Origin of the sequence: Streptomyces sp. NPDC002054 (assembly GCF_040296685.1) — a bacterium.
In the GTDB taxonomy this organism is placed as follows: Bacteria; Actinomycetota; Actinomycetes; order Streptomycetales; family Streptomycetaceae; genus Streptomyces.
Genome location: NZ_JBEOXT010000023.1, coordinates 1 through 20,051 on the forward strand (window position 1 = coordinate 1; position 20,051 = coordinate 20,051).

General features: G+C 71.9%; 15 protein-coding genes and 1 pseudogene. 7 read left to right on the forward strand and 9 right to left on the reverse strand.

Annotated features, from left to right (window positions below):
• Nucleotides 1–170 precede the first annotated feature (170 nt).
• The 3 genes and pseudogenes from ABT123_RS21735 to ABT123_RS21745 all read right to left on the reverse strand — a co-directional run.
• A pseudogene (locus ABT123_RS21735) lies at nucleotides 171–242 on the reverse strand (IS607 family transposase); the annotation flags it as partial.
• Between the two features lie 165 nt (nucleotides 243–407).
• Nucleotides 408–836: a hypothetical protein gene (locus ABT123_RS21740; protein ID WP_351317084.1), complete on the reverse strand. Its 429-nt coding sequence runs from the start codon at nucleotides 834–836 to the stop codon at nucleotides 408–410.
• A gap of 75 nt (nucleotides 837–911) precedes the next feature.
• Nucleotides 912–1,409 (reverse strand): NUDIX domain-containing protein, encoded by a 498-nt coding sequence (locus ABT123_RS21745; protein WP_351317087.1) that lies wholly within the window; start codon nucleotides 1,407–1,409, stop codon nucleotides 912–914.
• Between the two features lie 193 nt (nucleotides 1,410–1,602).
• On the opposite strand from ABT123_RS21745, the gene ABT123_RS21750 reads away from it, so the two are divergent.
• Nucleotides 1,603–2,988: a GH1 family beta-glucosidase gene (locus tag ABT123_RS21750; protein WP_351317090.1), complete on the forward strand. Its 1,386-nt coding sequence runs from the start codon at nucleotides 1,603–1,605 to the stop codon at nucleotides 2,986–2,988.
• Nucleotides 2,985–4,208 carry an MFS transporter gene (locus ABT123_RS21755; RefSeq protein WP_351317093.1) on the forward strand — a complete coding sequence of 408 codons (1,224 nt, stop codon included), beginning with the start codon at nucleotides 2,985–2,987 and terminating at the stop codon, nucleotides 4,206–4,208. The genes ABT123_RS21750 and ABT123_RS21755 overlap by 4 nt, the downstream gene beginning before the upstream one ends.
• 24 nt (nucleotides 4,209–4,232) lie before the next feature.
• Here the strand turns inward: ABT123_RS21755 and ABT123_RS21760 are convergent, their stop codons facing one another.
• The gene (locus ABT123_RS21760; protein WP_351317096.1) at nucleotides 4,233–5,954 is read right to left on the reverse strand and encodes a BCCT family transporter; all 1,722 of its coding nucleotides are present in this window, start codon (nucleotides 5,952–5,954) and stop codon (nucleotides 4,233–4,235) included.
• Between the two features lie 154 nt (nucleotides 5,955–6,108).
• Here ABT123_RS21760 and ABT123_RS21765 point away from each other — a divergent pair, with 154 nt between their 5' ends.
• Entirely contained in the window at nucleotides 6,109–7,257 is a 1,149-nt protein-coding gene (locus tag ABT123_RS21765) for a glycerate kinase (protein ID WP_351317099.1), read from the forward strand.
• 71 nt (nucleotides 7,258–7,328) lie between these two features.
• Here the strand turns inward: ABT123_RS21765 and ABT123_RS21770 are convergent, their stop codons facing one another.
• From ABT123_RS21770 to ABT123_RS21790, 5 genes are all read right to left on the reverse strand, one after another.
• Nucleotides 7,329–7,847 (reverse strand): O-acetyl-ADP-ribose deacetylase, encoded by a 519-nt coding sequence (locus ABT123_RS21770; RefSeq protein ID WP_351317102.1) that lies wholly within the window; start codon nucleotides 7,845–7,847, stop codon nucleotides 7,329–7,331.
• Between the two features lie 5 nt (nucleotides 7,848–7,852).
• Nucleotides 7,853–9,271, reverse strand: a complete 1,419-nt coding sequence (locus tag ABT123_RS21775; protein ID WP_351317166.1) for a phytoene desaturase family protein — start codon at nucleotides 9,269–9,271, stop codon at nucleotides 7,853–7,855.
• 50 nt (nucleotides 9,272–9,321) lie between these two features.
• Nucleotides 9,322–10,149 (reverse strand): inositol monophosphatase family protein, encoded by an 828-nt coding sequence (locus ABT123_RS21780; RefSeq protein WP_351317105.1) that lies wholly within the window; start codon nucleotides 10,147–10,149, stop codon nucleotides 9,322–9,324.
• A 448-nt stretch (nucleotides 10,150–10,597) separates the two neighbouring features.
• On the reverse strand, nucleotides 10,598–11,587 hold the full coding sequence (gene speB, locus ABT123_RS21785) for an agmatinase (RefSeq protein ID WP_351317108.1): 990 nt from the start codon (nucleotides 11,585–11,587) through the stop codon (nucleotides 10,598–10,600).
• A 25-nt stretch (nucleotides 11,588–11,612) separates the two neighbouring features.
• Nucleotides 11,613–13,169 (reverse strand): acyl-CoA carboxylase subunit beta, encoded by a 1,557-nt coding sequence (locus ABT123_RS21790; RefSeq protein ID WP_351317111.1) that lies wholly within the window; start codon nucleotides 13,167–13,169, stop codon nucleotides 11,613–11,615.
• A 481-nt stretch (nucleotides 13,170–13,650) separates the two neighbouring features.
• Here ABT123_RS21790 and ABT123_RS21795 point away from each other — a divergent pair, with 481 nt between their 5' ends.
• From ABT123_RS21795 to ABT123_RS21810, 4 genes are all read left to right on the forward strand, one after another.
• Nucleotides 13,651–16,557, forward strand: a complete 2,907-nt coding sequence (locus tag ABT123_RS21795) for a helix-turn-helix transcriptional regulator (RefSeq protein WP_351317114.1) — start codon at nucleotides 13,651–13,653, stop codon at nucleotides 16,555–16,557.
• Nucleotides 16,538–17,443 carry a metallophosphoesterase family protein gene (locus ABT123_RS21800; protein ID WP_502971011.1) on the forward strand — a complete coding sequence of 302 codons (906 nt, stop codon included), beginning with the start codon at nucleotides 16,538–16,540 and terminating at the stop codon, nucleotides 17,441–17,443. Before ABT123_RS21795 ends, ABT123_RS21800 begins: the two co-directional genes overlap by 20 nt.
• Complete coding sequence (locus ABT123_RS21805) at nucleotides 17,440–18,177, forward strand: 4'-phosphopantetheinyl transferase family protein (RefSeq protein ID WP_351317117.1); 738 nt, start codon at nucleotides 17,440–17,442, stop codon at nucleotides 18,175–18,177. The genes ABT123_RS21800 and ABT123_RS21805 overlap by 4 nt, the downstream gene beginning before the upstream one ends.
• 180 nt (nucleotides 18,178–18,357) lie before the next feature.
• Nucleotides 18,358–20,019: a flavin monoamine oxidase family protein gene (locus ABT123_RS21810; RefSeq protein ID WP_351317120.1), complete on the forward strand. Its 1,662-nt coding sequence runs from the start codon at nucleotides 18,358–18,360 to the stop codon at nucleotides 20,017–20,019.
• Nucleotides 20,020–20,051: the final 32 nt, after the last annotated feature.

Below are 20,051 nucleotides of genomic sequence, written 5' to 3' on the forward strand. Positions count from 1 at the left end.
CCCCCACGCCACGCAGAACCGTCTCGTCCTGGGCGGTCAGGCCCTTGAGGCGGTCGCGTATCGCCACACCGGACGGGCCGAGCGCCACGAACGGCACCTCGATGGTGCGCAGCTGCCGCTTCTTCGGCTGCTCAGTCATCGGCAGCCGCCGCTATTCACCAGGACCACGCGCGTCCCGGCCTCTGGGCCGGCACCGGCAAAGTGCCCTCACGGGACCAGCGATACGCAGTCTGCGGATGCACACCCTGCGCCTTCGCCCACTCCCTTGAGGTTCATACACGCGACGGTAACGACCCTCGCCAAAACGCGCCATAACTCACAAGAGTGAACCAACAAGGCAGCAGCCCACCACCCTCCTGGACGGGTGACCCCACCGCGTCCGCCCCCGCCGGGCGGCCCGGGGCCGGCTAGACCACGTTCACCGGGACGAGGAGTGCGAAGGCCACGCCCATCTCCACGGCGTAGCCGTACATCGAGGGGTGGGGGACGGGGGCGGCCATGATGACCATGCTCTGCTGGGTGGCCGCTGCCGCGATCCATGCGGCGGGGGCGCCGATGGTGCCCTGGTACCAGCCCTCGCAGGCGCCCGGGCCGCTGACCAGCAGGACGTCGTCGTGGCGGCGGTATTCGGCGAGCCAGCCGGGGGCGGTCTGGGACCAGCCGTCGTAATCGGTGAAGTGGGCCCAGCCGCCGTCCCGGATGGCGCTGTCGAAGAGCCAGACGGGCTGTCCGTCAGGGGTGGTTTCGCTGCCCGACTGTTCTTCGGTGGTGAAGTGGACCATCGGCAGAGCGTCGGGCCCATCGGCGGTGCTGGGCCAGGCGTACATGGTGATCATGATCTGATTCTGTCCTGCTCGATGTAGGCGCTGTGTTACTGCGCTGTGTTGCCGCGCTGTGTTGCTGCACCCCCGTCAGCGGGGTGCCGGGCTGCCGTTCTCCAGTTCCGCGGTGCCTTCGCCCGACTCCAGGATCCGGTAGGCCTCTTGGATGCGGCGGCCGAGCGATCCGGGGAGGTGGGCGGTGAGTTCGGCGGGCTCGACGAGCTTCCAGGAGATGAGCTCCTCCTCCTGGAGCTTGATGGAGCCGAGCTGCGCCTCGTCGAGTACGCCGCCGTCGTAGACGTACGCGACCAGCGGCGGGCGCGCGGTGCCGAGGACCCAGTCGACGGCGAGCAGGCGGCCGAGCGGAAGGTCGAGGCCGATCTCCTCGGCGCTCTCGCGGCGGGCCGCGGTGCGCGGGGACTCGCCCTGATCGGACTCGATGGTGCCGCCGGGGAGGGCCCAGCCTTCGCGGTAGTTGGGTTCCACGAGCAGGACCCGCCCGTCGGCGTCGCGGAAGAGCGCGGCGGCGCCGGCCAGCACCCGGGGCAGGCTCGCGATGTAGGTGGCGTAGGCGTCTGTGGTGGTCACGCCGCCACCCTACCGAGGTGGGCCGGACACCCGTCGGCCAGCCAGGGCGAGCAGAAGTTGAGAATTGTTCACTTTCCATTGACAGGGCGGGCCGGGGAACCCGAAAGTGCCGTGAGCAACGCATCCGACCGCGCCCCCGCGCCCCCGCGCTCCCTTCGGGGTGCGTACCGCCCATCGAGCGAAGCGAGTCCGCATGTCAGCGCCCGTACCGCCCGTACCCGAGTTCCCGCCCGGCTTCACCTGGGGAGTCTCTGCCTCCGCCTTCCAGATCGAGGGATCGCTCACCGCCGACGGCCGGGGTCCCTCCTCCTGGGACGCCTTCACCGGGGAGCCCGGACGCATCAAGGACGGCTCGCATGCGGACGTCGCCACCGACCACTACCGGCGTTACCGCGAGGACGTGGCGCTGATGGCCGAACTCGGCGTCGGCGCCTACCGGTTCTCGGTCTCCTGGTCCCGCGTCCTGCCCGACGGCCATGGCCGGGTCAACGAAAGGGGGCTGGACTTCTACGACCGGCTCGTCGACGAGCTGTGCGCCCGCGGTATAGCCCCGGCGCCCACCCTCTTCCACTGGGACACCCCGCTCGCCCTGGAGGAACGGGGCGGCTGGCTCAACCGCGACACCGCCGAACGGTTCGCGGAGTACGCGTCGGTGGTCGCGCGGCGCCTCGCCGACCGCGTGCCCATGTGGATCACCATCAACGAACCGGCCGAGGTCACCCTGCTCGGCTACGGCCTCGGCGAGCACGCCCCCGGCAAACGCCTCACCTTCGACGCCCTGCCCGTGGCCCACCACCTGCTCCTGGCGCACGGCCTGGGCGTACAGGCCCTGCGTGCCGCCGGAGCCGGCCGGATCGGCATCGCCGCCTCCCACAGCCCCGTCTGGGCGGCCGGCGAGAACACGGCCGACCGGGAGGCCGCCGAGTTGTACGACACCCTCACGAACCGGCTCTTCGCCGATCCCGTCCTGACCGGCGCCTACCCGGACGAGGGCCTGGCCTCACTGCTCCCCGGCCCGGTGGCCGAGGACCTCAAGACGATCTCGGCCCCGCTGGACTGGTACGGGATCAACTACTACAACCCGATGCTGGTCGGCGCCCCGCAGCCGGCCGCTGCCGGCGGATCGGCCTTCGGCGGCATCGAGATACCGTCGGATCTCCCCTTCGCGATCCGGCAGATCGCCGGGCGCGACCTCACCGACTTCGGCTGGCCCGTGGTCCCGGACGGACTGCGCGAACTGCTCGCCACCCTGCGCGAGCGGTACGGCGACCGGCTGCCGCCGCTGTACATCACCGAGAACGGCTGCTCGTACGCCGACGAGCCGGACCCGGCGACGGGGCGGATCGCCGACGCGCGCCGGATCGCCTACCACGACGGCCATATACGGGCCCTGCACGAGGCGATGGCGGAAGGGGCCGATGTCCGCGGCTACTTCATCTGGTCGATCCTCGACAACTTCGAGTGGGCGGAGGGCTACCGCCAGCGGTTCGGGCTCGTCCACGTCGACTACGAGACGCTGGCGCGGACGCCCAAGGAGTCGTACGCCTGGTACCGCGACCTGATCAAGAGCAGCAGTTGACCGCCGAGGCCTCCGCCCGGGTCGCAGGGCGGTGGGTGGGCGCTCTGTCCCTCGCGAACCTCGGGGTCTGGGCCGGCTGGTTCGGCCCGCTGCAACTGCTCCTGGCCCGCCAGGCCGAACATCTCACCCCCGACCACAAAGCGTCCACCCTCGCCGTGGTGACGGGTGTGGGAGCCGCCGTGTCCATGGTCGCCAACCCCGTCTTCGGTGCGCTCTCCGACCGCACGACGGCGTCCGTGGGCCGCCGCATCCCCTGGGTGGTCGCCGGAGTGGCGGGCGGGGCCGCGGGACTGCTGGTCCTCTCCCGGGCACCGGACGTCACCACCGTGATCGCGGGCTGGTGCCTGGTCCAGCTCGCGCTCAACGCGGCGTTCGCCGCCCTCACGGCGGCCGTCCCCGACCAGGTACCGCCCCGGCAGCGCGGCTTGGTCGGCGGGTGGCTCGGCGTCTCCCAGGTCGGCGGCGTACTGGCGGGAACGGCACTGGCCGCGGCAGCAGGCGGAATCGGCGCCGGGTACCTCGCCTGCGCGGTCTTCTCGGTGCTCGCAGCCGTCCCGTACGTGCTGATGCGGCGCGACACCGCGCTGTCCCCCGCCGCCCGGCCGCCGTTGCAGTGGCGGACGTTCCTGGCCGGCTTCTGGGTGGACCCGCGCCGCCATCCCGACTTCGCGTGGGCCTGGCTGACCCGGTTCCTGATGAACCTCTCGTACTCCATCAGCACGATGTACCTGCTCTACTACCTGACCGAGGCCGTGCACTACGGGGGCGACCCGGACACCGGGGTGCTGATCCTGACCGCGCTCAACGCGCTGACCCTGCTCTGCACGGTGGTGGTCAGCGGAATCCGGTCGGACCGCAGTGGCCGCCGCAAGTCCTACGTCATCCGCTCGGGGCTGGTGATCTCCGCGGCCACCCTGCTGCTCGCCGTCTGGCAGACCTGGACCGGCGCGGTCGTCGCCTCGCTCATCCTCGGCCTGGGCTACGGCGTGTACACCTCGGTGGACTTCGCCCTGCTCACGGACGTGCTGCCGAGTGCGGAGGACCGCGGCAGGGACCTGGGCGTCATCAATATCGCCAGTGCGCTCCCCCAGGTGCTGGCCCCGGCGGTCGCCGCCCCGATCGTGACCCACTTCGGTGGGTACACGGCCCTGTACGCGCTCGCGGGCGCTCTCGCCCTGGCGGGGTCGGTGCTGGTCGGCCGGATTCGCTCGGTGCCCTGAGGCCGGTCTCCCCAGCCCGCTTGGTCAGCCGGCCCCGTCCTGCGGGCCCGGGCCGCCGTCCTCGCGGTCGCGGCTGCGGGATTCGGCGGCGCGGCGGAGCCGGAAGTGGTGGGCCGGGCCCTGTTCGGTGAGGGCGTCGCCGACCATGGCGCGGACGGCGTCCCGCATGCCGTGCAGGGCGTGGTGCCGGGCGGGCCCGGCGCCGGGGTCGGTGCGGAGTTCCTTCACCAAGGCCCAGCAGAGGAGCAGCATCACGATCACGAAGGGCAGTGCGACCAGGATGGTGGCGGTCTGGAGGGATTTGAGGCCGCCGGCGACCAGCAGGACGGCGGCCACGGCGGCCATCAGCACGCCCCAGGTGACCACCAGCCAGGTGGGCGGGTGCAGGGAGCCGCGGCTGGTGAGGGAGCCCATCACGAGAGAGGCGGAGTCCGCGCTGGTCACGAAGTAGGTCATGACCAGGAGCATGGCGACGTACGAGGTGACGGTGCCCAGGGGCAGGGCGTCGAGCATGGCGAAGAGGGAGGCCTCGGCGCCGTCCTTGACCTTGGCGGTGAGGTCGGCGGCGCCGGTGGAGTCCAGGCGGATGGCGGTGCCGCCCATCACGCAGAACCAGACGACGGTGGCGCCGGAGGGGACGAGGAGGACTCCGATGAGGAATTCGCGGATGGTGCGGCCGTGTGAGATGCGGGCGATGAAGGTGCCGACGAAGGGCGCCCAGGAGAGCCACCAGGCCCAGTAGAAGATGGTCCAGGCGCCCAGCCAGGCGCTGTCGGTGAAGGCGCCGGTGCGGGTGGCCATGGGCAGCAGTTCGTGCAGGTAGCTGCCGATGCTGGCGGGGATCACGTCAAGGATGTAGACGGTCGGGCCGAGCAGGAAGACGAAGGTCATCAGGGAGGCTGCCAGCACGATGTTGACGGTGCTGAGCCATTTCACGCCCTTGTGCAGGCCGGAGAAGGCGGAGACCACGAAGGCGGCGGAGAGCGAGGCGATGATGATCAGCTGGAGGGTGGTGGAGTTCTCGACCCCGGTGGTGATGTCGAGGCCCTCGGCGACCTGGAGTGCGCCGAGGCCGAGGCTGGTCGCGGTGCCGAAGACGGTGGCGAAGACGGCGAGCAGGTCGATGGCCTGACCGGGCCGGCCGTTGGCGCGGCGTTCGCCGATGAGGGGGACGAAGGCGGAGCTGAGCCGGTTGCCGCGGCGCTTGCGGAAGGTGGAGTAGGCGAGGGCGAGGCCGGCGATGCCGTAGATCGCCCAGGGGGTGAGGGTCCAGTGGAAGAAGGAGTAGTCGAGGGAGGCCTGGGCGGCGGCAGGGCTCTGCGGGGCGGCGCCGGAGGCGGGCGGCGGGTCGAGGTAGTGGGTGAGGGGCTCGCCGACGCCGTAGAACATGAGGCCGATGCCCATGCCGGCGCTGAACATCATCGCGATCCACGCGAGGTTGGTGAACTCGGGTTCGGAGTCGTCGGCGCCGAGCCGGATCCGGCCGAATCGGCTGATCGCCAGGACCACGCACATGACCAGGAAGACGTCCGCGGCGATCACGAACAGCCAGGCGAAATTGGCCAGGACCCAGGCGAGGGCGGTGCTCGACGCGCTGTCGAAGGAGTCCTTGGCGAGGGCCGCCCAGGCGACCACGGCCAGTACGGCGATCACTCCGACGGTGACCACGGTGCGGTCGGGAGCACTGCCCCCGGGAGGGTCCCCGGGGAGGTCCGGGCGTGGCTGTTCCAGTGAATCCGTACTCATGCGGCCCCACTATGGGGAGGAAAATCACCTTTTTGCGGTATGGCGCGCCGGGTGCGGGCGTGGTGTGAGCCAGGCCACCCATGGGCATAGGAGGATCCTCCGGATAGGCTCGGGGTGGCGCGACTGCACGTTCGATAGCAAGGGATCAAGCAAGGTGACGGACGGAGCAGTAACTGAGGCCGCGCGCGTTCTCATCGCCGCGGACAAATTCAAGGGCTCGCTCACGGCCGTACAGGTCGCGGAGCGGGTGACGGCGGGCCTTCGCAAGGCCGTACCGGGCGTGGAGGTCGAGACCCTCCCCGTCGCGGACGGCGGCGACGGGACCGTGGCGGCTGCCGTGGCCGCCGGTTTCGAACGCCGGGAGGTACGGGTCACCGGCCCCCTCGGCGAGCAGGTCACGGCGGCTTTCGCGCTGCGCGACGGTACCGCGGTGGTCGAGATGGCGGAGGCCTCCGGGCTGCAGCTGCTGCCGGCGGGCGTCTTCGCCCCGCTGACGGCGACCACGTACGGCTCGGGTGAGCTGCTGAAGGCCGCGCTGGACGCGGGGGCGCGCTCGATCGTCTTCGGGGTCGGCGGCAGCGCCACCACCGACGGCGGTGCGGGCATGCTGGCCGCGCTGGGCGCGGTGTTCCTGGACGCCGACGGCGAGCCGGTCGGTCCGGGCGGTGGCGCGCTGGCGTCTCTGGCCTCGGCGGACCTGTCGGGCATCGATGCGCGCTTCGCGGAGGTCGACTTCGTCCTCGCGAGCGACGTGGACAACCCGCTGACCGGCCCGAAGGGCGCGCCGGCGGTGTACGGCCCGCAGAAGGGGGCCTCGCCGGAGGACGTGGCGACGCTGGATGCGGCGCTGGCGCACTATGCGCTGGTCCTGGAGAAGGCGATCGGGCCGAAGGCCACCGAGCTGGCGGCTTCCCCGGGTGCGGGCGGCGCGGGCGGCATCGGCTACGGCGCGCTGATTTTGGGTGCGGGCTTCCGTCCCGGTATCGAGCTGATGCTGGACGTGCTGGGCTTCGCTCCCGCGCTGGAGCGGGCCACGCTGGTGATCACCGGTGAGGGCTCGCTGGACGAGCAGACCCTGCACGGCAAGGCGCCGGCGGGCGTGGCCGCGGCGGCGCGGGCGGCGGGCAAGCCGGTGGTGGCGGTGTGCGGGCGGCTGCTGCTGGAGCAGGAGGCGCTGCAGGCGGCGGGCATCCGCCGCGCCTACCCGCTGACCGAGGTCGAGCCGGACACCGCGAAGTGCATCGCGAACGCGGGGCCGCTGCTGGAGCAGGTCGCGGCGAAGATCGCGGCCGACGTGCTCTGACCGTACGCCGTGCGCTGTACGTGAAGGCCCCTGGTCCCGGGATTCCGGGGCCAGGGGCCTTTTACGGATCGCTACGGGGCGCCGAGCTGTGCGGCGAAGGACTCGTAGGCGCGGTCGTCGAAGAGGACGAAGCGGATCTCTTCCACCGGGGCCAGGGCTGCCGTGCGGGCCGTCTCCACCGCGATGCGGGCGCCGTCGTCCATGGGCCAGCCGTAGATGCCGGTGGAGATGGCCGGGAAGGCCACCGTACGGGCGCCCAGTTCGGCGGCGATCCGCAGGGACTCGCGGTAGCAGGAGGCCAGCAGCGCGGAGCGGTCCTCCTCCCGCGACCAGACCGGGCCGACCGTGTGGATCACATGGGTGGCGGACAGCCGGCCGGCCGTGGTGGCGACGGCCTGGCCGGTGGCGAGGCCCTTGCCGTAGTGGGAGGCGCGCAGCGCCCGGCAGGCGGCCAGGATCTCGGGGCCGCCGCGGCGGTGGATGGCGCCGTCGACCCCGCCGCCGCCGAGGAGGGAGGAGTTCGCCGCGTTGACGATCGCGTCGGCCGTCTCGGACGTGATGTCGCCCTGGACCAGGGTGATGCGCACCATCGGGATCAGCGGGCCTTTCTGAGGTGGCGCCAGACCGCCTTCGCCGCGTTGTGCCCGGACATGCCGTGGACGCCGGGGCCCGGCGGGGTGGCCGAGGAGCAGAGGTACACGGCCGGGTGGGCCGTGGCGTAGGGGAACAGGGAGAGTTTGGGGCGCAGCAGCAGCTGGAGGCCGGAGGCCGCGCCGCAGGCGATGTCGCCGCCGATGTAGTTGGGGTTGCGGGCGGCGAGCTGGGGCGGGCCGGCCGTGGCGCGGGCGAGGACCAGGTCGCGGAAGCCGGGGGCGAAGCGCTCCAGCTGCCGTTCGACGGCGTCGGTGAGGTCTCCGTCCCAGCCGTGCGGGACGTGGCCGTAGGCCCAGAAGACGTGTTTGCCCTCGGGGGCCCGGGAGGGGTCGACCAGGCTGGGCTGGGCGGTGATCAGGAACGGGGCGCGGGGGGCGCGGCCGGAGGTGGCGAGTTGCAGGGCTGCGTCGATGTCGCGGGTGCGGGGGCCGATCTGGACGGTGCCGGCCCGGCGGGCGGCTTCGGCGGTCCACGGGACCGGTCCGGACAGCGCGTAGTCGAGTTTGAAGGCGGCAGCGCCGTAGCGGTAGCCGTGGTAGGCATCCCCCAGGCCGGCGATCCGGGCCAGGGCGGTGGGCGAGGTGTCGAAGATGTAGGCGCGGGCCGGGGGGAGGTCGTCGAGGTGTTTGACCTCGAAGCCGGTGTGTACGGTGCCGCCGAGCTCGCGCAGGTAGCCGGCGAGGGCGTCGGGGATGGCCTGGGAGCCGCCGCGCGGCATGGGCCAGCCGTTCGCGTGGGCGGCGAGGGCGAAGACCAGGCCGACGGCGCCGGTGGCGATCCCGCCCAGCGGGGCGATGACGTGCGCGACCAGGCCGGCGAACAGGGCCCGGGCCCGCTCGTCGTGGAAGCGGCTGAGCAGCCAGGTGGCCGGCGGCAGCCCGGCGAGGCCGAACCGGGCCAGGGTCACCGGGTCCCGGGGCAGCGCGGTGGAGGGCAGGGACATGAAGTCCCGGGCGAGGGTGTCCCAGCGGCCGAGGAAGGGCTCGACCAGGCGCCGGTAGGTGCCGGCGTCGCGCGGTCCGAGGGAGGCTGCGGTCTCGGCCACCGAGCGGGACAGCACGGCGGCCGTCCCGTCGTCGAAGGGGTGCGCCATGGGGAGGGGGGCGTGCAGCCACTCCAGGCCGTGGCGGGCCAGCGGCATCGTCGCGAAGACGGGGGATCCGGCGGCCAGCGGGTGTACCGCCGAACAGGGGTCGTGCCGGAAGCCGGGCAGGGTCAGCTCCTCGGTTCTGGCTCCGCCGCCGATGGTGTCCGCCGCTTCGAACACGGCGACCGAGAATCCGCGCCGGGCGAGTTCGACGGCGGCCGTCAGCCCGTTGGGCCCTGCTCCCACGACGACCGCGTCGAGAATCGACGGCACCATGCGACTCCTTCGTCTGCCTGCGGCACTGTCCCTGAAGGGCCAGGGTATTACCGGTCGCCGCGGAGCAAACCCCTGATCCGTACGGTGGTGGGCTCGTCGCGGGCGACGACGAACGGCAGGGCGTTGTCCCGGTCGATCCGGAACGGCTCGCCCGCCACGGTGCTCTGGGCCCCGCCGGCCTCGTCGACGAGCAGCAGTCCGGCCGCATGGTCCCAGGCCGAGGGCCAGTTGAAGGCGAGGGCGTCCATCTCGCCTCGGGCCACCTTCAGGTACTCCAGGCCGGCCGATCCGCAGGGGCGGGACACCACTCCGGGGACATCGAGCCGGGCCAGGATTCTTTTGTCATGTTCGCTGGTGTAGAGGGGGTGCGCGGTGGCCACGCGCAGGTCGGCGCCGGGCTCCGGGGAGCCGCAGCGGATGGTTTCCCCGTCGACCTGGGCGCCCTGGCCGCGGACGGCCATGGCGAGGGTCTCCAGGGCGGGGGCGTAGGTCCAGGAGGCGTGGATCACGCCATGCTGGGCGAGGGCGACCAGGGTGCAGAAGGCCGCTTCGCCGTTGACGAACTGCCGGGTGCCGTCGACCGGGTCGACGATCCAGACGGGCGCGTCGCCGCGCAGCGCCTCGTACACGGTGGGGTCGGCGTGCACGGCCTCCTCGCCGACCACCACCGAGCCGGGCAGCAGCTTGGTGAGGGAGGCGGTGAGGTGCTCCTCGGCCATCCGGTCGGCGACGGTCACCAGGTCGTGCGGGCCGCTCTTCTGGTCGACCTCGTGCTCGGCGAGCTGCCGGAATCTCGGCATGATCTCGACTGCTGCGGCCTTGCGGACGGCTTCTTCGACATCGGGCAGGTGGCGTGCCAGGAACTCATCGATCATGCCGTCCATCACACCACGCCCGGCCGACAATCCCCACCGAGATGGGTGACGCCCGGATGAACCCCGCTAGCCTGCACGGATGACCGAGACCACCCCGGCCGCCTGACGGCGCGGGCCGAGTGCCCGACACGCGCGGATCGTGAACTCTATGAACGAAAGGGTGACCGGGGTGCCCGTGCCGGGCGATAATCGGGCCCGGCTCGCGATTGCAATTGGCCGACCGCGCCCTCGAGAGAGGCGCTCACAGGCTTTATTTATATTTCCGTTAACACGGTCGGCGCGGATAGCGGCGGAATGGTGAACGGCGGCCCCGGGCAGCTGGAAAATCGGTAATAGCGTAGGGCCGCGCCGAGTGGCTCCGCGACCCCCGGTGTGTTTCGCCCGGGTTAATTTACGATGCGGCGGGCGTGGCCGGACGCTCACACATCGGCCACGCCCGCGGCGGCGGCTACTGCGCCATGCCCCAGCGGACCGGGGCGATCTGCTTGGACATGATCGTAATCAGCTCGTAGGCGGCATGCGAGGCCGCGATCGAGGTGATGCCGGCGTGGTCGTACGCCGGTGCGACCTCCACGATGTCGGCGGAGACCAGGTGGCAGTCGGCGAGGCCGCGCAGGATCTCCAGCAGCTCGCGGGAGGTCATGCCGCCGGCCTCGGGCGTGCCGGTGCCTGGGGCGTGCGCCGGGTCCAGGACGTCGATGTCGATGGAGATGTAGAGGGGCCGGTTGCCGACCCGCTCGCGCAACTGCTGGGCTATCTCGTCCACCCCGCGTCGCATCACATCCGCCGAGGTCACGATGCCGAAGCCGAGCTTGGCGTCCTCGTCGAGGTCCTTCTTGCCGTAGATCGGGCCGCGGGTCCCGACGTGGCTGAGGGCGGAGGTGTCGATGATGCCCTCCTCCACAGCCCGGCGGAACGGCATCCCGTGGGTGTACTGCTGGCCGAAGTAGTCGTCCCAGGTGTCCAGGTGCGCGTCGAAGTGCAGGACCGCCACCGGACCGTGCTTCTTGGCCACGGAACGCAGCAGCGGCAGCGCGATGGTGTGGTCGCCGCCCAGCGTCATCAGCCGGGCCCCGCCGGAAAGCAGGTCGTCGGCGGCGGCCTCGATCGTCTCCACCGCCTCGTTGGTGTTGAACGGGTTGGCGCTGATGTCGCCGGCGTCCGCCACCTGGCTGAAGTGGAAGGGGTACACGTCCTGCGCCGGGTTGTAGGGGCGCAGCGTGCGGGATGCCTCGCGGATGGCGTTGCCGCCGAAGCGGGCTCCGGGCCGGTAGGTGACGCCGCCGTCGAACGGGACCCCGACCACGGCGATGTCCGCCTTCTCCACCTGGTCGAGGCGGGGGATGCGGCCGAAGGTGGCCGGACCGGCGAAGTGCAGCGTCCTGTCGGTCTCGGTCGGCGGCAGCGGCGGGGTCACGCCGTTGGGCTGGTCGGTCATGGTGCGATCTGCGCCTTTCCAGGGGTCACTGCGGCGGGTTGCCGTGCTTGCGGGAGGGGAGGTCGGCGTGCTTGTTGCGGAGCATCGCGAGGGCGCTGATCAGCGTCTCGCGGGTTTCGGCGGGGTCGATCACGTCGTCGACGAGACCGCGCTCGGCCGCGTAGTACGGGTGCATCAGCTCGGCCTTGTACTCCTTGACCATCCGGGCGCGCATGGCCTCGGGGTCTTCGGCGTCGGCGATCTGGCGGCGGAAGATGACGTTGGCCGCGCCCTCCGCGCCCATCACCGCGATCTCGTTGGTGGGCCAGGCATAGGTCAGGTCGGCGCCGATGGACTGGGAGTCCATGACGATGTAGGCGCCGCCGTAGGCCTTGCGCAGGATCAGGCTGATGCGGGGCACGGTGGCGTTGCAGTACGCGTAGAGCAGCTTGGCGCCGTGCCGGATGATGCCGCCGTGCTCCTGGTCGACGCCCGGCAGGAAGCCGGGCACGTCCAGCAGGGTCACGATCGGGATGTTGAAGGCGTCGCACATCTGGACGAAGCGCGCGGCCTTCTCGGAGGCCTCGATGTCGAGGACACCGGCCAGCGTCTGCGGCTGGTTGGCGACGATGCCGACGACCTGGCCGTCCATCCGGGCGAGCGCGCAGATGATGTTGCGGGCCCAGCGCTCGTGGACCTCCAGCACATCGCCGTCGTCGACGAGCTCCTCGATGACCTTGAGCATGTCGTACGGGCGGTTGCCGTCGGCGGGCACCAGCTCGAGCAGGACGTCCGAGCGGCGGTCCGCGGGGTCGGTGCTCCCGTAGTGAGGCGGGTTCTCGCGGTTGTTCGACGGGAGCATGGAGATCAGGTACCGCACCTCGGCGATGCAGGTCTCCTCGTCGTCGTACGCGAAGTGCGCCACGCCCGAGGTCTCGGCGTGCACATCGGCCCCGCCGAGGCCGTTCTGGCTGATCTCCTCGCCCGTCACCGCACGGACCACGTCCGGGCCGGTGATGAACATCTGCGAGGTCTCGCGAACCATGAACACGAAGTCCGTCAGGGCGGGGCTGTAGGCCGCGCCGCCGGCGCAGGGGCCGAGCATGACGGAGATCTGCGGGATGACGCCCGAGGCGCGGGTGTTGCGCTGGAAGATGCCGCCGTAACCGGCCAGGGCGCTGACGCCCTCCTGGATACGGGCACCCGCACCGTCGTTGAGGGAGACCAGCGGGGCACCGGCCGCGATGGCCATGTCCATGATCTTGTGGATCTTCGCGGCATGGGCTTCACCCAGCGCGCCGCCGAAGATGCGGAAGTCATGGGCGTAGACGAAGACCGTCCGCCCCTCCACCGTGCCCCAGCCGGTGATCACACCGTCCGTGTAAGGCTTCTTGGCCTCCAGGCCGAAGCCGGTCGCCCGGTGCCGGCGCAGCTGCTCGACCTCCCGGAAGGACCCTTCGTCCAGCAGGAGGGCGATGCGCTCGCGGGCGGTCAGCTTGCCCTTGGCGTGCTGGGCTTCGGTCGCACGGTCGCTGGGGCCGCGCCGCGCCTGCTCGCGCAGGTCGTGCAGCTCGGCCACTTTCCCGGTGAGGTTCGTCGTCATGCTGCCCTCTCGACCCCGGCTCCGCGATGCGGGCGGCTCATCGGTTCCCGCGGACCTCCCAGGCCCGCTTCCAGCCATTAAACGAGCGGCCACCGCGACTTCTCCACCGCCTCCTACCCCTAATCTCCGCGCAACCACCCCTAGAGCGGAATCTGTTGAAAGGCCAAGCGTTTGAGGTTTCCTTGAGGTTTCCGTCGTGACTGCACGTATCCCACGCCGATTTGGTTCAACACGAGGTCACTTGGTTACACAGATCATTCCAAAGGAGCTCAGATAGCTGACCGGCCAAAAGTTGGTACAGTTCAAACCGATCCTGCACAACGGGATGAGCGTGCCCGCCGTTTGACCAACCGTGAGCGCCTATTCGCGTGCGCTCGTCCGGCACTGCCTTCCCGTTCGCGCAGGAACTCCAGGGAATAGCCATGTCATGCCATGAGACCGACATGCGACGTTTCGTATCTCATCGGGGAGGCTTCCAGCCATGTTGGTGGAACGGGATGAACAGATCGCCAAGCTGACCTCCTGGGTGACCAAAGTCGCCGGGTCCCACCTCACCGCGCACGGAGCCAGGTACACCAGCGCGAACGGCAACGCCCCCGATGTCCCTTCCAGACCCGGCCGGATCTCCGTGATCAGCGGCCCGGTGGCGTGCGGTAAGACGGCTCTGCTCCACCGCGCGCTGGAACGGGCGGCCGACTCGGGCATCCGGCTCCTCAGCGCCGTGACCTCCGCCGCCGAACAGGACATCCCCTTCGGTGTGGTGGAGGAACTGCTGCGCGACACCCCCGGCGCCACAGGCCCCCTGTCGCTCCACGGACCGGCCGGCGCCGAGGACCTCGTCCCCGCGCAGACGCTCATGGCATTCCACGCCCGGCTCGCCGGCCTCGCCGCGTGCGGGCCCGTCCTGATCGCCATCGACGACGTGCAGTACGCCGATCCGCAGTCCCTGCACTGCCTCCTGTATGCCCTGGGCCGGGCGCGCACCGCGGGAGCGGCCCTCTCGCTGGTGGTCACCCGCGGCCCCGACGCGGGCGCGACCCCGCCGCGCGTCCTGGAGGAACTGCTCCGCCAGGCCGAGGGACTGCACCTGCGGCTGGGCCCGCTCAGCGCGCAGGGAGTGGAGGCGCTGCTGGCCCACCAGGCCCACCGGACACACGACACCGCCCGTACGACCGGTATGGCCGCCTCCCTGCACAAGGCCACCGGCGGCAACCCGCTGCTGGTCCGCAGCCTCCTGGACGACCACACTCCTCGGCAGCGGGGCGCGGAGACGGCCGACGGACCGTTGCACGGGGGTGAGCACTTCCTGCAGAACGCGCTGATCTGTGTACACCGTACGGGTACCGACGGCCTGCGGGTCGCCCAGGGCATCGCGCTGCTGGGCAGCGCCGGTTCGCTGCCGCTGCTGGCCCGGCTGGTGAATGCCGAGGAGCGGACGGTGGAACAGGTGGTGGCCGCTCTCGGCGATGCGGGCATCCTCCAGGGGGAGCGCTTCCGGCACGGCGCCGTACGCACGGCGGTGCTGGAGAGCCTGGACGACGACACCGTGGCCCGGCTGCGCCGGCGCGCGGCGCGGCTGTTGTACGAGGCCGGGGCGGCGCCGCTGGTCGTCGCCGCGCACCTGCTGGGCCACGGGCCGGGCGGCGTTCTCGACGAGGAGTGGGTGCCGCGGGTGCTGAGTGACGCCGCGCACTCGGCGCTGGCCTCCCAGCGGGTCGGGTTCGCGGTGCGCTGCCTGCGGTTGGCGGAGCAGTGCTCCCGGGACGAGCGGGAGCGGCTCCAGCTCCGGGCGAGCATGGCCAAGTTCATATGGCGGGTGAACCCGTCGGCCTGGGCGCATGAACTCCGGCCGCTGAACGCGGCGTTGCACCAGGGCACCCTGCCGGTCAGTGACTCCCTGCGGCTGGTCGGCGACCTGTTGTGGAACGGCTGGATCGACGATGCGGCGACGGCGATCCAGCACGCCGTCGAGGGCATGTCGGACACCCCCGACCCGGCTCTCAGCACCGAACTGCGCGGCGTCCGGATGGTGTTGGCCTCCACCTACCCCACGCTGCTGGACGTACTGGACGGTGCGCTCGGCCCGTCGTTGGACGGCGCGGCACACCCGGCGGGTGCCCAGGAGGACGGCTTGACGGCCGCGATGGGATTGCTCCACGGGGTCCTGAGCGCGGGCGGTGGCCCGGCTGCCGGCCGACGGGACCGGGGCGCGGAGGACGAGGAGTTCACCGAGACCGCCGAGCGGATCCTGGCCGGCAGCCGCCTCACGGAGGAGACCCACGTCACGGTACGGGCCTGCCTGCTGGCCCTGCTGTACGCGGACCGGCTGGGCCCGGCGACCCTGTGGGCCGACCGGCTGCTGGAGGAGGCGGCCGAGCGCGGCGCACCCGGCTGGACCTCGGTCATGCAGGCGATGCGTGCGCACATGGCGCTGCGCCGCGGCGAACTGGCGCAGGCGCGGCATCTGGCGGAACAGGCTCTGGAACAACTCCCGCCGCACGGCTGGGGTGTGGGCATCGGCATGCCGCTTGCCGCCCTGATCGAGGCGCGGACGGCCATGGGCGACCACGAGGCGGCGGCGGCCCTGCTGGACCACCCGGTGCCCGAGCAGATGCTGCTGACGCGCTACGGGCTGCACTACATCTACGCGCGTGGCAGGCACCAGCTCGCCACCGGACGGCATCACGCGGCGCTCCGGGACTTCATGACCTGCGGGAAGCTGATGCGCGACTGGAACATGGACCGGGCGGGGCTGGCGCCCTGGCGCGTCGGGGTCGCGGAGGCATCGCTGGCCCTCGGCAACCGCGAACCGGCCGAGGCTTTCGCCAGGGAGCAGCTCGCCGAGGACGCCGGGCCGCGGGTGAGCGGCCTGGCCCTGCGCGTCCTGGCGGGCGCCCGGCCGCCGGCCGAGCGGCCCGCCCTGCTGGACCGTGCCGTGGCCCTGCTCCAGGAAGAGGGCGACTCCCACGAGTTGGCCCGGGCGCTGACCGACCTCGGAGCTGCGTACGAGCGGCTCGGCGACGCGGCCCAGGGCAAGACCTGCACCCGTCGGGCGTGGCGGATCGCCGAGGCGTGCGGCGCCCGGGACCTCTCCCACCGCCTCCAGACCGACCAGCCCCCGCAGAGCGCACCGCCGCGGCCTGTGGCCGCACCGGCGCCGAGCCCCGCGCAGCCGCAGTCGGCCGCGGTGTCCACGCTGACGGACGCCGAACGCCGGGTGGCTACGCTGGCCGCGCACGGATACACGAACCGGGAGATCGGATCCAAGCTGTTCATCACCGTCAGCACCGTGGAACAGCATCTGACCCGCGTCTACCGAAAGATCAACATTTCGCGCCGCCAAGACCTGCCGGTCAGTTGGGACACCGATGTCGCACATAGTGCCTGAGTCCGCCGCCCAGCCCGCTCCCGCCGCCGGGCCCCGGCTGCTCGCGGTGAGCGATCTGCACATCGGGATGGCCGACAACCGGCCCATCACCGAATCCCTGCGGCCGACCCACCCGGACGACTGGCTGATCGTCGCCGGCGATGTCGGCGAGCTGACCGAGGACATCGAGTGGGCGCTGCGCCTGCTGGCCGGACGCTTCGCCAAGGTGGTGTGGGCTCCGGGCAACCACGAGCTGTGGACCCCGCGCGAGGACCCGATGCAGGCACGCGGCGAGCAGCGCTACTTGTACCTGGTGGAGATGTGCCGGCGGTTGGGCGTGGTCACCCCGGAGGACCCCTGGCCGGTCTGGGCAGGGCCCGGCGGCCCGGTCGCCGTCGCCCCCCTGTTCCTGCTGTACGACTACAGCTTCCGGGTGGCGGGCACCTCGACCAAGGAGGAGTCGCTGGCCCGGGCGCACGAGGCCGGTGTCGTCTGCACGGACGAGTACCTCCTGCACCCCGACCCGTACCCGAGCCGGGACGCCTGGTGCCGGGCCCGGGTCGAGCAGACCCTGCGCCGGCTGGAGGCGCACGACCCGGCGGTGCCGCTGGTCCTGGTCAACCACTTCCCGCTGGTCCGCCAGCCCACGGACGTGCTGTGGCACCCGGAGTTCGCCCAGTGGTGCGGCACCGTGCTGACCGCCGACTGGCACCGCCGGTTCCGTACGGCCGCCGTGGTCTACGGACACCTGCACATCCCCCGGACCACCTGGTACGACGGGGTGCGCCACGAGGAGGTGTCGATCGGCTACCCGCGCGAGTGGCGGCGGCGCGGCCACCCCAAGGGCCTGCTGCGGCAGATCCTGCCCCACACCGGACGGCCCGAGGCCGGGGAGGACCGGACGTGATCGAGAGCCTGCTGCCCGAAGCGGTGTGCGCGAGCGAGGCCTTCGGGCCGGACGGCTCCGCGGTCCTCTACCCCGAAGAGGCCGCCCTGGTCGCCGCCGCGCCGGAGGAACGGCGCGAGGAGTTCACCACCGTACGGGGCTGCGCCCGCCGCGCGTTGGCCGCGCTCGGGCTGCCGCCGGCACCCGTCCTGCCCGGCAAGCGCAATGTGCCGCAGTGGCCCGTCGGGGTGGTGGGCAGCATGACCCACTGCGCCGGCTACCGGGCCGCCGTCCTCGCCCGGGACACCGATCTGGCGGCGGTCGGCATCGATGCCGAGCCCGACCGGCCGCTGCCCCCGGGGGTGCTGGAGTCGATCGCCCTCCCCCAGGAGCTCGCCTGGGCCCGCACCCCGGTGGCCGGGGCGGCCCGGCTGTGCCGGGACCGGCTGCTGTTCAGCGCCAAGGAGGCGGTGTACAAGACCTGGTACCCGCTGGTGGGCACCGAGCTGGACTTCGACGACGCGGCCCTCTCCTTCCGCGCGGACGAGGACGGCCCCGGCGGCTCGCGGCGCGGCACGTTCCGGGCCCGCATCCTGCGTCCGGGGGCCGGCCCCGACGGACGGCCGGTGACGGCGTTCACCGGCCGCTGGCTCGCCGACCGGGGTCTGGTCGTCACGGCGATCACCGTGCCCGCCCACCGGGTGGCACCGGCCCTGGGCGGGATCGCGGGCGGGGTCGGTCACCCGGGTCGATAGGGGTTGTCCGGCTCCGGGGCCGCTGCATAGCGTGCGAGGACCGGACCGACTGTGCACGGCGTACGGCGCGTGGATCTCCCGCCGTCCGGGCCCGCTCCGGCGCCGCGTTCCCGGCTGCGCCCGGCTCGTCTCCGGTTCCCCCTGGACGCGTTTGCCGGACCGGCCCGAGAGGTACTCCCGATGACATCAGCAAGCCCGGCCCCCACCACCATGCTCGTGCCGGACTTCCCGTTCTCCTACGACGGCTGGCTGCGCCACCCGGCCGGCCTGGGCTCCCTGCCGCCCGGGCGGGCCGGGACGCCCGTGGCCGTGGTGGGCGGCGGGATGGCGGGGCTGACCGCCGCCTACGAGCTGATGCGGCTGGGCCTGCGCCCGGTCGTCTACGAGCCGGGCCAACTGGGCGGCAGGATGCGCTCGGTGCCCTTCCCGGGGCAGCCCGACCGGGTGGCGGAGATGGGTGCGATGCGCTTCCCGCTGTCGGCCCGCGCCCTGTTCCACTACATCGACCTGCTGGGGCTGCCCACCAGCCCCTTCCCCAACCCCCTTGCCGCGCACACCCCGAGCACGCTCATCGACCTGGGCGGCGTACGCCACACCGTGCGGAGCGCGGAGCAACTGCCCGACGTCTACCAGGAGGTGGCCGCCGCCTGGGAGAAGGCGCTCCAGGAGCGGGCCGAGCTGGCCACCATGCGCGACGCCGTCCGGCGGCGCGACGTGGAGACGCTCAAGCACGTCTGGGACCGGCTGGTCCGGGAGTTCGACGACCAGTCCTTCTACGGCTTCCTGGCCACCAGTGCCGCGTTCCGGTCCTTCCGGCACCGGGAGATCTTCGGCCAGGTGGGTTTCGGGACCGGCGGCTGGGACACCGACTTCCCCAACTCGCTCCTGGAGATCCTGCGCGTGGTCTACACCGAGGCCGACGACCACCAGGTGGCCATCCTCGGCGGCTCCCAGCAGGTGCCGCGGGGGCTGTGGCAGCACCGGCCGCAGGACTGCGCGCACTGGCCGGCGGGCACCTCGCTGGCCTCCCTGCACGACGGGCCCCCCCGGCCCGGGGTCCGTTCCGTCACGCGCGACGGAACCTCGTTCACCGTCACCGACACCGACGGACGGCAGGACCGGTTCGCCGCCGTGGTCTACACCCCGCACGTGTGGACGCTGCTGAACCGCGTGGAGGCCGATCCGGCGCTGCTGAGCGCGCCGTTGTGGACGGCGGTCGAGCGGACCCACTACATGGGCTCGTCCAAGCTGTTCGTGCTGACCGACCGGCCGTTCTGGCGCGATGTGGATCCGGACACCGGGCTGCCGGTGATGAGCATGACGCTCACCGACCGGATGCCGCGCGGGGTCTACCTCTTCGACGAGGGACCGGACCGCCCGGGGGTGATGTGCCTGTCGTACACGTGGAACGACGACTCCCTGAAGATGGCGACGCTGAGCGCACGGGAGCGGCTGGACGTGCTGCTGGGGAAGCTCGCGGAGATCTACCCCGGGCTGGACATCCGCTCGCATGTGATCGGTGATCCGCTGACCGTCACCTGGGAGACCGAGCCGGACTTCATGGGCGCCTTCAAGTCGAACCTGCCGGGCCAGTACCGCTATCAGCGGCGGCTGTTCACGCAGTTCATGCAGCGCGGGCTGCCCGACGGGCAGCGCGGCTTCTTCCTGTGCGGGGACGACGTGTCGTGGACCGCCGGATTCGCGGAGGGTGCCGTCACCACGGCACTGAACGCGGTGTGGGGCGTGGTGGACCACCTGGGCGGGGCGACCCACCCCGATAACCCCGGCCCCGGTGACCTCTTCGAGGCGCTGGCGCCCGTCGAACTGCCCTACGACGACTGACCGAGGGAACGTGAAGGCGCCCCCGCCGCAGG